This is a genomic window from Streptomyces sp. NPDC048185, assembly GCF_043202495.1.
Classification (GTDB): domain Bacteria; phylum Actinomycetota; class Actinomycetes; order Streptomycetales; family Streptomycetaceae; genus Streptomyces.
On the sequence record NZ_JBIDAN010000018.1, the window covers coordinates 108352 to 121793 of the forward strand.

At 71.4% G+C, this 13442-nt stretch carries 9 protein-coding genes; 5 read left to right on the forward strand and 4 right to left on the reverse strand.

The features are described from left to right. Positions 1-204: 204 nt before the first annotated feature. Positions 205-723, reverse strand: a complete 519-nt coding sequence (locus ACGF3H_RS35480; protein ID WP_362495804.1) for a hypothetical protein — start codon at positions 721-723, stop codon at positions 205-207. Between the two features lie 524 nt (positions 724-1247). Between ACGF3H_RS35480 and ACGF3H_RS35485 the strand changes: the two genes are divergently transcribed. From ACGF3H_RS35485 to ACGF3H_RS35500, 4 genes are all read left to right on the forward strand, one after another. After that, complete coding sequence (locus ACGF3H_RS35485; protein WP_362495801.1) at positions 1248-4631, forward strand: ALF repeat-containing protein; 3384 nt, start codon at positions 1248-1250, stop codon at positions 4629-4631. Between the two features lie 78 nt (positions 4632-4709). Continuing rightward, on the forward strand, positions 4710-6680 hold the full coding sequence (locus ACGF3H_RS35490; protein WP_362495799.1) for a DNA/RNA non-specific endonuclease: 1971 nt from the start codon (positions 4710-4712) through the stop codon (positions 6678-6680). Between the two features lie 31 nt (positions 6681-6711). Further along, positions 6712-7752 carry a hypothetical protein gene (locus tag ACGF3H_RS35495; RefSeq protein ID WP_362495796.1) on the forward strand — a complete coding sequence of 347 codons (1041 nt, stop codon included), beginning with the start codon at positions 6712-6714 and terminating at the stop codon, positions 7750-7752. A gap of 194 nt (positions 7753-7946) precedes the next feature. Then, positions 7947-9371 (forward strand): trypsin-like serine protease, encoded by a 1425-nt coding sequence (locus ACGF3H_RS35500; protein WP_393816576.1) that lies wholly within the window; start codon positions 7947-7949, stop codon positions 9369-9371. A gap of 23 nt (positions 9372-9394) precedes the next feature. Here the strand turns inward: ACGF3H_RS35500 and ACGF3H_RS35505 are convergent, their stop codons facing one another. Beyond that, on the reverse strand, positions 9395-10081 hold the full coding sequence (locus ACGF3H_RS35505) for a hypothetical protein (RefSeq protein WP_362495788.1): 687 nt from the start codon (positions 10079-10081) through the stop codon (positions 9395-9397). Positions 10082-10266: 185 nt separating this feature from the next. Here ACGF3H_RS35505 and gcl point away from each other — a divergent pair, with 185 nt between their 5' ends. Beyond that, complete coding sequence (gene gcl / locus ACGF3H_RS35510) at positions 10267-12051, forward strand: glyoxylate carboligase (protein ID WP_362495784.1); 1785 nt, start codon at positions 10267-10269, stop codon at positions 12049-12051. A gap of 105 nt (positions 12052-12156) precedes the next feature. Here the strand turns inward: gcl and ACGF3H_RS35515 are convergent, their stop codons facing one another. Both ACGF3H_RS35515 and ACGF3H_RS35520 read right to left on the reverse strand, forming a co-directional pair. Then, on the reverse strand, positions 12157-12795 hold the full coding sequence (locus ACGF3H_RS35515) for a TIGR04222 domain-containing membrane protein (protein ID WP_362495782.1): 639 nt from the start codon (positions 12793-12795) through the stop codon (positions 12157-12159). 102 nt (positions 12796-12897) lie between these two features. Next, positions 12898-13134: a hypothetical protein gene (locus tag ACGF3H_RS35520; RefSeq protein WP_362495779.1), complete on the reverse strand. Its 237-nt coding sequence runs from the start codon at positions 13132-13134 to the stop codon at positions 12898-12900. Positions 13135-13442 lie beyond the last annotated feature (308 nt).

Sequence of the window (13442 nt, forward strand, 5' to 3'; positions counted from 1 at the left end):
TTCCCCGTCAGGGCCCGCGGGGGCATGGCTCGCGAAGCCGGTCGGGCCGGGTGCGCGTGAGGCATGCCGGGGGCCGATCGTGGCCGGGAGGGTGTCCGCGTCCCCGGCCGGGCACCGGGAGGCGCTGCTCCCGTCGGAGACGGGACCCAGGGGTTCCTTGCCGGAGGCCGGCCGGGGCTGTCCAGGGAGGTTCCGGGACCCTGGCTACTTGGTGATCCGGATCTCCACGAGCATGTGGTCGCGGCCCTCGGGGTCCGCGGTCTCGCCCACCGGCGTCCAGGCGTTCTTGTTGATCTCGTAGGACTTCTCCTCGGTGCCGACGGTCATGTCGACGGTGGTGGAGTAGTCGTTGCCCTTGACCGAGAAGACGGCGGGGATCTCCAGGGTCAGCCAGCCCTCGTTGCCGACGGTGTTGAAGCAGACCTTGTTGTCCCTGTCGCGGGCCAGGAGTTCCAACTGCCCGGTTCCCGTCACGCAGTCGGCGAGCGTGATGTGGCCGTCGCCTCGCTTCAGGACGATGTTCTGCTCCGCGAGGATCTTGTCGGCCTGGGGGTAGTTGAAGTCCTCCACGGCGTAGCCGGGGGAGTCCCCCGCGACCAGGACGGCGTTGTCCGCGGTCTCCGCGGTACCCGCGTCTCCGCCCTGCGCGCCGCCGGCCACCGCGACCCAGGCCAGCGCGCCGCCGCCGGCGACGGCGCCGAGTACCCGTATCGCAAGCCGCATTCTCCGCGGCTTTCCGGCAGTGGTGTTGATTTCCTTCATTGCATCCCCAATTTCGTAGCCAGTGCCCGGCCTTGAGAACCATCGGCCCCGAACGGGTCGCGAACAGGGGAAGCCGCACATGCGGAATGAAAGCCCCCCTTGCGCACCAGTGGCGCGCCTCCGCGACGAACTGTTCGAACCCCGGTGATCGTCATCGGCCCTGGCATCCCAGCACGGCGACGCACCCACGTCCAGCGCCGTGAATTATCCATATCCAGACATTGACAGCAATCTTCCCGTGAGCTGTGTCACGACGAGGGGAGGCGGCATGAGCAAGTGTCAGGATTTTGCGACATACGTGTTGCTCCGTCAAATAGTCGTAGACAGCGCACTGTTCAAGTTCCATGGGTCACAACTTCCGCGAAATCTCTATGGCGTTGGTACTGTCCACAAAATGTGGCGCACTCCGATCCATGGATCCGCCGTCCGCCACAATGCGAAATCCCGACACGTCACCGCATTACTCCTGGAAGGGCAAGTCCCGCATGCAGACAGCTTTTTGGAGCAGACGCCGCGTCCTCGGCGCGCTCGCGGCCGCGACCGCTGTCGCCGCCACCCCCTCGGTCCTGCGGCCGGCCACCGCCGCGGCCGCCGAGACAGCGGGTGCCGACCCGGTGCCGTTGCCGAACACCGAGCGCGCCAAGGCCGTCCGCGCCTGGCTGACCGGCGGCAAGGGCGTGAAGGCCGCTGCCACCACGGCTCTCTACGGGACCGACGCCGAGATCCAGACCTTCCTCGCCGAGACGCTGCCGCGGCAGACCGTGCAGGACAACCGGGTCGCGATCGTCCGTGCCCTGGACCGTGCGGGCAAGGGCCTGCGCCGCGAGGCCGTCGCAGCCCTGGACAACGGCGACGAAGCCATAGCCGGCTTCCTCTCGGCGGGCTTCGCTCCCGCCGTCCTGGAGGATTTCCAGGTCGCGACCAGCGTCGTCGCGTCCACCGGTGACAGGGCTGTGAAGCGCGAGGCCAACGCCGCCCTCGACGCCGGCACCGAACAGGCCCTCCTCGCCTTCCTGGCCGACGACCAGTACGACGCGCGGCTGGAGGACACCCGGGTCCAGGTCAGCGCCATGATGATGACCGGCGGTCCGGAGGTGCAGAAGTACGCGGACCGCGCGCTCAGCGGCACCGCGAAGGACGTCGAGTGGTTCATCGAGACCGGCCAGCACATCGCGCGCGCCCGCGACCAGGAGTCGGCGACCATCGAGGAACTGGTGGCCGTCGTCGAGCGCGAGGGCAAGCGCGCCGAGCGCGAGACGAACCTGGCCATCGAGGCCGGGGCCCGCGCCGAGACCGCCGCCACGAAGGCCAAGGAGGCCGCCGAGAAGGCCGCCGCCGAGGCCGCCGCCGCCCAGAGCGACGTGCAGAAGTCGGGGGCCGCGGCCCGCAAGGCGGCGAGCGCGGCGAAGGGCGCGGCCGACGCCGCCCGCAACGCCGTCAACGCCTCCAACGCCGCCGTGAACGCCTCCCGCCGCGCCTCCTGGGCCGCCGCGGGTGCCGCCCAGGCCGCCGCGAAGGCCGGCAACGCCGCCGCCCGCGCCTACAACGCCGCGATCGCCGCGTCCAAGGACGCCGGGAAGGCGGAGAACGCCAAGAACGCCGCGGTCGCCGCCCGCAACGCCGCGGACAAGGCCCGCAGTGCCGCCGCCGCTGCCGAGAAGGCAGCCCTCGCCGGCGACGCCTCCTCGGCCGCCGGCCTGGCCGCCGCCTCCGCCGCCCGCAACTCGGCCGCCGCCGCGAACGCCGCCGCGCAGGCCGCCGTCTCCGCCGGTGCCGCCCAGGCGGAGGCCGCCGAGGCCAAGCGCCAGGCGGCCATCGCCACCAGCGCCGCCAACCGGGCCACCAACGCCGCCTCCGCCGCCCAGGCGCTGGCGACCGCCGCCGCCAAGGCGGCCCGCACCGCCCGCGACGCCGCCAACTCCGCCGCCGCCCACGCCGACAAGGCGGCGGACGCCGCCGAGGAAGCCGTGAAGTACGCGGGCAAGGCCGTCGACTACGCCAACAAGTCGACCTCCCACGCCGCGGAGGCCGTGAAGGCCGCGAACATCGCCACCCAGGCCGTCAGCGACGCCCTCGAGGTGGAGAAGAACGCCCGCGCCGCCGAGGCACAGACCATCGAGCAGGACAAGCAGCAGGCCATCGAGGAGGTCCAGCAGCTCGCCGCCATCGAGCAGGCCGAGCTGTCCGACGTCCGCGAGAAGCGGATGATGGCGGAGCGCACCGACCAGGCGACCAAGGACCTCATCACCAAGGCGGAGCAGGCCCTCTACTCCGGCGACATGGCGGTGGCCGCGACCCTGGGCCGGCAGGCCGCGGTCGCGCTGATCGACGCCCGCGGGGCCCACACCCGGCAGGCCGCGCAGCACGCCCTCGCCGGCTCCGACGACGACGTCTTCGCCTGGATCGACCTCGACCGGTCCCTCGCCCAGACGCAGGACGACCGCGAGACCACCCTTCACGTGGCGACGATCGCCGGCCCGAAGGTCGCCGCGGCCGCAGCGGCCGCGCTGGAGAGCTCCGACTCCAAGGCCGTCGGCGACTTCCTCACCGGCGGCATGAAGCGCGCCTCGGACGAGGACCTGCGCGTCGCCATCACCAAGATCCTTGACGACGACCCGGGCAGGGCCGTCAAGGACGCCGGCAACGACGCGCTGGACAAGAACACCACCGAGTCCCTCAACTACTTCTTCGACACGGCGTACCCGATCGCCATCAAGGAGGACGACCAGGTCAAGGCCAACGAACTGATCAGAACCGGGGGCGCCTTCACCAAGGCGTACGCGGAAGTCGCGCTCGAGGGCCCGGCGTGGATGCTGCGCAACTTCATCAGCGTCGTCCAATACCAGACGGCCCAGCTGGACTTCGACACCGCCACCCACGTCGCCGCGATCCGCGGGGCCATCGCCGCCGCCGCGAAGATCGCGGAGAAGGCGCAGGAGGACGCGGCCCTCGCCTCGAAGGCCGCCGCCGACGCCCGCAAGGCGGCAACCGAGGCCCAGCAGTGGGCGCAGAAGGCCCTCGACTCCGCCGCCAAGGCCGAGGACTACGCCCAGCAGGCGCGGGACAACGCCAACGCCGCAGACAAGTCGGCCGCCGACGCCCAGGCCTCGGCCAACACGGCGAAGAACGCCGCCGCCGTTGCCCGCGGTGCCGCCCGCTCCGCCAACTACTCGGCCAACAAGGCCGTCGACTCGGCCCGCTCGGCCATTGCCTCTTCCGCCGCGGCCCAGCGGTCGGCCGCCGCGGCCCGCGCCTCCGAGCTCGCCGCCTCCGCCGACGCGAAGGCCGCTGCCGCCGCGTACGCCCAGGCCAAGCAGATCGCCGCCGACAAGAAGCGGGCGGAGGAGATCGCCAAGGCCAAGATGGCAGCGCTCAAGGCTCAGGAGGAGCGCGAAGCCAAGCGGAACCCGGCCGACAACGACAAGAACAACCAGGTCAACCCGAACGGCACCGCGGACGGCGACGCCGACGAGTGGTGGAACGACGCCCAGTTCTACGCGGACGCCGCCAGCGTGGTCAGCACCGGCGCCGCGTTCCTGTCGGCCGGCTGCGCGCTCGCCGCCATCGTCTTCCCGCCGGCTCTCGCCGCGGCGGGCTTCTTCGCCGGCGTCTCCGCGGGCGCGGGCGCCCTCAGCAGCCTCTTCACCGGCATCGAGCACGGTTTCACCAGCGGCGCCTTCTGGGAGTCCGCCGCCGGCACGGGCCTGAGCCTGGTCTCCTTCGGCGCCTACAAGTGGGTCGGCGCGGCCGACAAGGCGCTCGGTGGCGGCATCGTCAAGCCCGTCGTCAGCAAGATCACGGACACCGGTGAGGACCTGGTGGGCAGCTTCACGAAGGGCCTCAGCGACCTCTACCACCTGGCGGCCTGATCCCGTCCTCTCCTCTCCCGGGGGCGCCGCAACCAGGCGGCGCCCCCTGCCCCTCCCTCACGGAAAGTCCCTGCCCCCATGCATGGAATACGCGGCGGGCGTGTCACCAGGAGACGCGCTCGCTCGACGGTCCTGACCGTCCTCACCACCCTGTCCCTCGTCCTCGCGACCGCCGCGACGAGCCAGTCGGCCGAGCCGTCGGCTCCGTCCGAGGCCTCGTCCACCGCCCCGTCGGCGTCGGCGGCGTCGGCCGCGCAGCCCACCGGGACCAGCCGCTTCGCGGCCGGCTCCGGTGAGGAGTGCACCGCCACCGCGCCGGGCTCCCGGGAGCGCCGCGCGGGTGCCGCTGAGTCCTGTGTGACGGTCGCGCCCGCCCCGGCGCCCGCCAAGTCCACCGCCAAGTCGGCGGCCCGGGCGCAGACCGCCACCACCGCGGCCGCGGCAACCTCCGCCACCTGCGAGGTGGCGGGCGCCGGCAACTACACCTACGAGCGCTTCTCGTACTGCGTGTCCGGTATCACCGTCACCTACATCCTGCGCGACGGCAACGGTCTCGAGATCGGGCGCGGCGTCCTGACGGTCAACACCAGCGCCGACCTCTCGCCGACGGCCACCACCTGGAGCGAGTTCGTCTCCGTCACCATGACCCAGGCCTCGGGTGACGTCACCGCGCTGAACGCCAAGTTCCACGCCTCCTGCGAGGCCGGCTGCACGGCCACGAAGACCTCGCCCTATTACGCCAACTCCATCGTCCCCGGCCAGACCCACTCGGGAACGGTCACCTACTCCTCGCCCCAGACGGCGGGTTCGTCCGCCTCCTTCCGTACGACCTACGCGATGTACGTGACGCTGCCGAACGCGACGCCGACCGATCCGAACGCGTCGTGGAAGAACCCGCGTCAGATCAGGTGCGACCACGCGGTCGGCGGCAGCTCGGTGGCGGGCTGTGCGGTTCCGTCCGTCATGCCCGTCGTGCCGATGAAGGCGACGAGCTCGGACGCGGGCGGCGCCGTGGCCGCCTACGGCTGGGCCCAGAACAACCTCAACGGCGCCTGGGGGAAGAAGGGCAGCCCGCTGACCCGGTCGACGAGCGGCGTGTCCGGCCGCACCGCCGCCTCCTGCGGGGCCTTCACCGCCCAGCCGGAACTCGTCGACACCGACACCTGCGCCGACTTCCCCTTCGGGGAGGCGAAGGAGGGCGGTGCCGCCGGGGCGCAGTGCGTCGAGGTGATCCCCAACCTCGGCAACGGCGAATGGGACACCTACGTCCTGAACGATGCCCATGTCCTGGACCGCTCCTCGCCCTGCGTGCTGGCCCATGTCACTCCCAGTGAGAAGCAGTTCGCCGATACTCAGCTTGCCAACGGCTTCAAGGATCAGCGGGTGATCGACGGCGACCAGTTCGAGCTGACGTTCTCGTTGCCGGACACCGGCCCGCAGGCCCGCTGCCTGAACGACCCCGCGCCGATCAACGCCCTTCCCAACGGCGACGGCTGGTTCTTGAACACCACCGAGGCGGTTCCTCTCGTCAACCAGAGCGACCCGGCGGGCGGGGGCGGATACAGGCCGACCCGGGCGCAGGCATGCGTGGGCCTGAAGGTCAAGGAGGGGACCGGTACCAGCAATCCGGTCACCGGCATGAAGGACGCGGTGGCGTACGCGAAGGCGAACAACCTCACCTACGACCAGGCCCGGTGTCATCTCATCCCGAAGGTCCTCGGCGGAAAGGGCACGAGCAAGATCACCCGGTTCAACCTCGTCCCTTGCTGGCAGGTCGGGATGAACACGGGCTCGCCCAGCATGCGGACGTACGAGAAGATGGGGGAGGACCTGGTCAAGGGCAACGACCCCACTCGGGTGCTCGGAACGAACGACGCGATCTTCTACCAGGTGACCCCCGTCTACAACGACGCGAACAGCACCATCCCGGTGGGCGTCACGATGAGCGCTACCATCGAACGGGCCAACGGCACGACCGAGGAACTGTTCCCCAACGTGTACGTCACCAACACCCTGCAGAACACTGGGTTGTACAACCTCGGTAACTGATCCCATTCAGTTCGCACCAACGGGAGCCGGCATGAGCTTCACCACCCCGCCGCGGCCGTTCGACATCACCGCGCTCTTCCCTCAGCTGGCCCCGCTGGCGCGCACGGCGACCCGGCTGCACCCGCGGCCGGGGTCGCCGACCGCGCACGACAGCTCCGTCGGCGGACCGCTCCTGTGGCCCGCCGACGAGCCGTGGCCGTACTGCGACGAGCCGCACGACAGCCGCGCGGCCCCGGTGGTCCACTCCCCGGACGACGTCCGGCTCCTCCGCCGTGACCGCGCCGCAGCGGCCGAGCGGCGTCGCCTCGACCCCGAGGCACCCCAGTGGACTCCCGAGGAACGGGCCACCTGGGAGCGGCTCGCGGACCGTCCGTGGTTCGACGGCCCGATCCCCCTCCTTCCCGTCGCCCAGCTGCACGCTCGCGACGTCTCCTTCCCGCACCCGCCCGACGCGGACCTCCTCCAGGTCCTCTGGTGTCCCTTCGACCACGAGGAGTACGCCCACCCCAGGACCGCGCTGTTCTGGCGCCCCTCCGCAACCGTCACCGACGTTCTCGACGCACCGCCCCAGCCGTCCATCGTCCAGCGTGACTGCTACCTCCCGGAGCCGTGCTTGTTCTCACCGGAACAGGTCACCGAGTATCCCGACCCCTCGGAGCTGGCCACGGAACTTCAGGACCAACTGGACGACATGAGCCGCTGGGAGCCGATCGACCCCGCGCGGTACAACACGTACGCGGACGACCCGGGCGAGCTCTACCTGAACAACCTCTCCACCGCTCCCGGCTGGAAGACCGGTGGCTGGACCCGCTGGAGCCTCACCGACCCCAAGCCCCGCCCCTGCCCCGAGTGCGGCACCGAGGAGGTCCCGCTCCTCACCATCGCCTCCTTGGAATGGGACGGCGGCAGCGGAACCTGGATCGCCGAGGAGGAGCCGACGAATCCGGGTCCGCCTCCCCTGGGCGCCCGGAACGGCAACTACACCTTGATCGACATCGTCGGCGGCTACAACCTCCAGCTCTACGTCTGCCCGGCCGACCCGTCCCACCCCCACATCGCCCTGGTCCCGTGACCGGCACGTCCGCGCGGGCGGCCGCGGAAGGCGCCCCGCGCACCTGACGGACGCGCATGTCCGACGCGGCCACCCACGGACCGGCGGAGGGACGGGACTAAGGGGGCCTCGTCCGTTTCCGTACGCAAGTGATCACGACCTCAAGACGCTCGTGCAATGCTGCCCTGTCCGAACCTGCTCCGAGGAACTCGTTGATGCGTCATTCCAGACCCATGCGCCTCGCTGCGCTCGCCGCCTCCCTGATCGTCGGACCGATCGCGCTGGCCGCCGTTCCCGCTTCCGCCGTCGTCGGCTCTGACGCCGCGGCCGATGACACCGCCTATGCCTTCACCGTCCGCATCGACATCGGTGACGGCGAACGCGCCTGCTCAGGTGCTCTGATCGACCCCCGCTGGGTGGTCACCGCCAGTTCTTGCTTCGTGGACGATCCGGCCTCCGGCGCCGTACCGGCAGCGGGCAAGCCCACCAAGGTCACCAAGGTCACGGTCGGCCGTGCCGACCTCACGACGAACGCCGGTCTGGTCACCGAGGTGATCGAACTCGCCCCGTACCAGGGACGCGACCTGACCATGGCCCGTCTGGCGCAGCCGGCGACGGGCATCACTCCGGTGGCCTTCTCCAGCACGCCACCCGCTGCGGGGGAGACCCTCAAGGCCGTCGGCTACGGCCGGACCGCGACGGAGTGGTCCCCGCTCAAGCAGCACACCGGCACCTTCACCGTCGATGCGGCCGAAGACGGCCGCCTGGCCATCACCGGCAAGAACGCCGACGCCATCTGCGCCGGCGACGCGGGAGGCCCCCTGCTCCGTGAGAAGAACGGCTCGGTCGAACTCGTCGCCGTCAACAGCCAGTCCTGGCAGGGCGGGTGCTGGGGACAGGACCCGGCCGAGACCCGTACCGGTGCCCTGTCCGCACGCGTCGACGACAGCGCCGTCCAGGCATGGGCCACACAGACGCGGGAGCGTCTGCGCGAGGTCGTGTACGCGGCCGATGTCAGCGGTGACGGACTGAGCGACCTGATCGTTCAGGGCGCAGACGGCAACATCACCGTGCGCACCGCCAAGGCGAAGTTCGCGACACAGCCGGGTGACCCCGTTCTCCGTTTCGACGGTGGTACCCACTGGAGTGCGGGGTGGAGCAACTTCCTCGGGCAGGAGGGCAAGGGCCGTCTCTACTTCGCGGACATCAACGGTGACGGCAAGGCCGACCTGATCGTCCACGGGACCGACGGCGACATCTCGGTCCGCATCAACAAGGGCACGTACTTCGACGGTGGTACCCATTGGAGTGCGGGGTGGAGCAACTTCCTCGGGCAGGAGGGCAAGGGCCGTCTCTACTTCGCCGACATCAACGGTGACGGCAAGGCCGACCTGATCGTCCACGGGACCGACGGTGACATCTCGGTCCGCATCAACAAGGGCACCTACTTCGACGGCGGCACCCACTGGAGCGCGGGCTGGAGCAACTTCCTCGGCCACCCGAAGGGCAGCCTGCACTTCGCCGACGCCACTGGCGACGGCAAGGCCGATCTGTGGGTGCACAGCACCGACGGCAAGATAGCCGTGCGTACCAACACGGGTACGTACTTCCAGATCGGCGCGGGCGACGACTGGATCTAGCGAACCCGTGAAGTGAGTGCGGTTCAGCCGGCCGTGGCGTCCAGCGCCACGGCCGGCGCGTTGACGGGACGGGCCGTGCCCGACGGGTCGAGGACGAACAGCGGGAGCTCCAGCAGCCCGGCGCGGGCGCGGGCGTCCTCGGTGTACCCGGCGAGGGAGAAGTAGAGGCCCTGCGCGGACTCCGCCATGGCCGTCAGCCACAGGCACTCCACGTCCCGCACCGTCGCCGGGCCCGCCGTCGGGTCCACCTGCGCCACGATGCCGCACGCGGCCAGCCCGATCCCCGCCGGGGGCCGCTGGTCGGCACGGCGCACGTCCCGGTGCCCGAGCCCGCGCAGATACAGGACGGCGGCGGTGACCGCGTCGCGGGCGGTGCGGATCGGGACGGCCCGGTGGGCCGGGACCCGCGAGCCGGGAGGGCGTCCGGTGCGGCCCGCGGCCGTCCGGTCCACCGGTACGCACAGCACCGTCCCGCACGGACAGCCCAGCTCCGGGCGCGGCCACTGACTCTCGGTCCCGCAGGCCGAGCAGCGCACCCCGATCCACTCCTCCTCCCACGCCCGGTGAGTGACCACCGTCGGCGTCCCGCGTGGATCCAGCGGCGCGGCGACCGGCGTGCCGCACACGCACGGGTACGCCGGCGCCGTGTAGCGGTGCCGGCGCCCGCAGGCGGCGCAGCACACCGAGATGGTCTCGGACATGACCCCCATCGTCCTCCGGACACCCCCCTCCTGTCCGTGTCTTGGTGGCCTCGGTCTCTTGACGGCCCCCAGCCATCCACTTACATTACTTCCAGATCGTAGAAATCAAATTTCGCTATACGGAAAAGCTTAGGATCTGCTCACCGCGGGGCGCGCCGGGAGTGCGAATCCGACAGCCGAAGCAGGAGTACTCGATGGCTCGTATGACCGCTGCCCGAGCGGCAGTTGAGATCCTCAAGCGCGAGGGCGTCACCGACGCGTTCGGTGTGCCGGGCGCGGCGATCAACCCCTTCTACGCGGCGCTCAAGGCCTCCGGCGGCGTCAACCACACCCTCGCCCGGCACGTCGAGGGCGCCTCGCACATGGCCGAGGGCTACACCCGGACCCACGCCGGCAACATCGGCGTCTGCATCGGCACCTCCGGACCGGCCGGCACCGACATGATCACCGGTCTGTACTCGGCGATCGGCGACTCGATCCCACTCCTGTGCATCACCGGCCAGGCGCCGACCGCGGTGATCCACAAGGAGGACTTCCAGGCCGTCGACATCGCCTCCATCGCCAAGCCGGTGACGAAGATGGCGGTCACCGTCCTGGAGGCCGCCCAGGTCCCCGGCGTCTTCCAGCAGGCGTTCCACCTCATGCGCTCCGGCCGCCCCGGCCCGGTCCTGATCGACCTGCCGATCGACGTCCAGCTGACGGAGATCGAGTTCGACCCCGAGACGTACGAGCCGCTCCCGGTCTACAAGCCGGCCGCGAGCCGCGCCCAGGTCGAGAAGGCGATCGGCATGCTCAACGCCGCCGAGCGCCCGCTGATCGTGGCCGGCGGCGGTGTCATCAACGCCGACGCGGCCGACCTCCTCGTCGAGTTCGCCGAGCTGACCGGCACCCCGGTCGTCCCGACCCTGATGGGCTGGGGCCTGCTGCCCGACGACCACGAGCTGAACGCCGGCATGGTCGGCCTGCAGACCTCGCACCGCTACGGCAACGCGACGTTCCTGGAGTCGGACTTCGTCCTCGGCATCGGCAACCGCTGGGCCAACCGTCACACCGGCAAGCTGGACGTCTACACGGCCGGCCGCACGTTCGTCCACGTCGACGTCGAGCCCACCCAGATCGGCAAGATCTTCGCCCCGGACTACGGCATCGCCTCGGACGCCAAGGCCGCGCTGGAGCTGTTCGTCGAGGTCGCCAAGGAGCTGAAGGCGGCCGGCAAGCTGCCCGACCGCTCCGCGTGGGCCGCCTCCGCGCAGGAGCGCAAGGCCACGCTCCAGCGCCGTACGCACTTCGACGACATCCCGATCAAGCCGCAGCGCGTCTACGAGGAGATGAACAAGGCCTTCGGCCCGGAGACGCGGTACGTCTCCACCATCGGTCTCTCCCAGATCGCCGGCGCCCAGATGCTGCACGTCTTCAAGCCGCGCCACTGGATCAACTGCGGCCAGGCGGGCCCCCTCGGCTGGACGATCCCGGCCGCGCTGGGTGTCGCCAAGGCGGACCCGGAGGCCCAGGTCGTGGCGCTCTCCGGCGACTACGACTTCCAGTTCATGATCGAGGAACTGGCCGTCGGCGCGCAGCACAAGATCCCCTACGTCCACGTCCTGGTCAACAACTCCTACCTGGGCCTGATCCGCCAGGCGCAGCGGGCGTTCGACATCGACTTCCAGGTCAAGCTGGAGTTCGAGAACATCAACTCGCCCGAGCTGGGCGTCTACGGCGTCGACCACGTCAAGGTCGCCGAGGGCCTGGGCTGCAAGGCGATCCGGGTGACCGACCCGAACGAGCTGGGCGCCGCCCTGGAGCAGGCCAAGAAGCTGGCCGCCGAGCACCAGGTCCCGGTCGTCGTCGAGGCCATCCTGGAGCGCGTCACCAACATCTCCATGTCCGGCACCAACGACATCGGCAACGTCGTGGAGTTCGAGGAGGTCGCCACCGAGCCGGGGCACGCCCCGACGGCGATCCGGACGCTGAAGGTCTGACCCGTACGACCCGTACGACCCGTACGACCCGTACGACCTGCACGGCCTTCGGCCGGGGGCGGTCCGTCATCCGGACGGACCGCCCTCGCGCATGTCCGGGGCCGTTCAGTCCCCGCCGCCGGCCCCTGAGCCGCCGCCGTGCGGATCCCCGTGGCCCGCGCCCCGGTCGTCCGGGACCGAGTCCTCGTACGCGTCGCGCCACCGCAGGAACCTGCCCCGGCCCAGTGAGAAGCGCACCCCGTCGGCCGGGGCGCCCGGGACCGTCAGCCCGGCCCGCAGCGCGAAACGCGGCAGGAGCATGCGCAGGGCGGCATCGCCGTGCAGGGCGACCGCGAGCAGTGTGTCCTCGTCCGTCAGCCCGTGCCTGGCCGCCGGCAGCGGGTACCGCTCCCGCCAGAACGCCACGCGGCGGCGGGCGCCGCGGGTCGGCCCCAGCAGGGGGTAGCGCAGCAGTCCGTCCTCCGCGAGCGGGATGCGCGTCAGGGCCAGTGCCAGGCGCACGTCCGGGTGCCGGACCAGCTCACGGGCGGTGAGCGGCTCGTGCAGGCAGTCCAGGACGGTCCCCTCGAACGGCCCCAGCCCCTCCGGCTCCGGCCCCGTCGCGCACAGCGTCCTGCGCGGGCCGGTCTCGACGGCGCCCCGCAGGTGCAGGGCCACCACCGCCACCGTGACCGCCGCTCGCGGCCCGCCGCCCAGCAGCGCGATCTCGTGCGGCTCCCGTCCGGTCTCCGTGCCGCCGTCCATGGCCTCACCCCCCGTGTGCCCAGGGATGTGCCCGCCGCGGGGGGTGGTTCAAGCGTGCGGCCCGGATTCTCGCGGGAAGGTTGGAGGAAGGCGCCCGGGTGATCAGCCCTCGTGGTGCTCGTGCAGTCCCGGCCAGTCGTCCGGGCCGCCGCCCTGCCACTCGACGAGGTCGCTGGTGGCGACGTCGGTCACGTAGAGGTCGGCCAGCCGCAGGATCTCGGCGACGTCGTCGAGGTGCGAGGCGACCCCGAGCGTCTCCTCGCCCGAGGTGACCCGGCGGGAACCGTCCAGCGCCGCGGGACGGACCACGATGGGGGGATGTTCCGGTGGATGTGCCATGACTCCAGACTGCTGCGGCCGGCACCCGACCGCACCCCCGGCCCGCACCTCGGGCCCGTGCGCCCGGCCCGTGCGCCGGTCGGAGTGCCGGCACGGACGACGCGCCGGCACGGACGACGCGCCGGCACGGACGACGCGCCGGACGTAGCCGGTCCCGGACACGGAGAAGCGGGGGGGGGGGGGGGGGGGGGGGGGGGGGGGGGGGGGGCGGGGGGGGGGGGGGGGGGGGGGGGGGGGGGGGGGGGGTGTGCGGCCCGGCGTCGGAGGGGTGCCGCTGCGCCCAGCCGTGCCGCCCTTGGCGGCACGAT

Bases quoted from the DNA above. Each gene is read 5' to 3' on its own strand.
- ACGF3H_RS35515 (WP_362495782.1), bottom strand. From the start codon at position 12,795: ATGGACGGCGGCACGGAGACCGGACGGGAGCCGCACGAGATCGCGCTG.
- gcl (WP_362495784.1), top strand. From the start codon at position 10,267: ATGGCTCGTATGACCGCTGCCCGAGCGGCAGTTGAGATCCTCAAGCGC.
- ACGF3H_RS35485 (WP_362495801.1), top strand. From the start codon at position 1,248: ATGCAGACAGCTTTTTGGAGCAGACGCCGCGTCCTCGGCGCGCTCGCG.
- ACGF3H_RS35480 (WP_362495804.1), bottom strand. From the start codon at position 723: ATGCGGCTTGCGATACGGGTACTCGGCGCCGTCGCCGGCGGCGGCGCG.
- ACGF3H_RS35520 (WP_362495779.1), bottom strand. From the start codon at position 13,134: ATGGCACATCCACCGGAACATCCCCCCATCGTGGTCCGTCCCGCGGCG.
- ACGF3H_RS35500 (WP_393816576.1), top strand. From the start codon at position 7,947: ATGCGTCATTCCAGACCCATGCGCCTCGCTGCGCTCGCCGCCTCCCTG.
- ACGF3H_RS35505 (WP_362495788.1), bottom strand. From the start codon at position 10,081: ATGGGGGTCATGTCCGAGACCATCTCGGTGTGCTGCGCCGCCTGCGGG.
- ACGF3H_RS35490 (WP_362495799.1), top strand. From the start codon at position 4,710: ATGCATGGAATACGCGGCGGGCGTGTCACCAGGAGACGCGCTCGCTCG.
- ACGF3H_RS35495 (WP_362495796.1), top strand. From the start codon at position 6,712: ATGAGCTTCACCACCCCGCCGCGGCCGTTCGACATCACCGCGCTCTTC.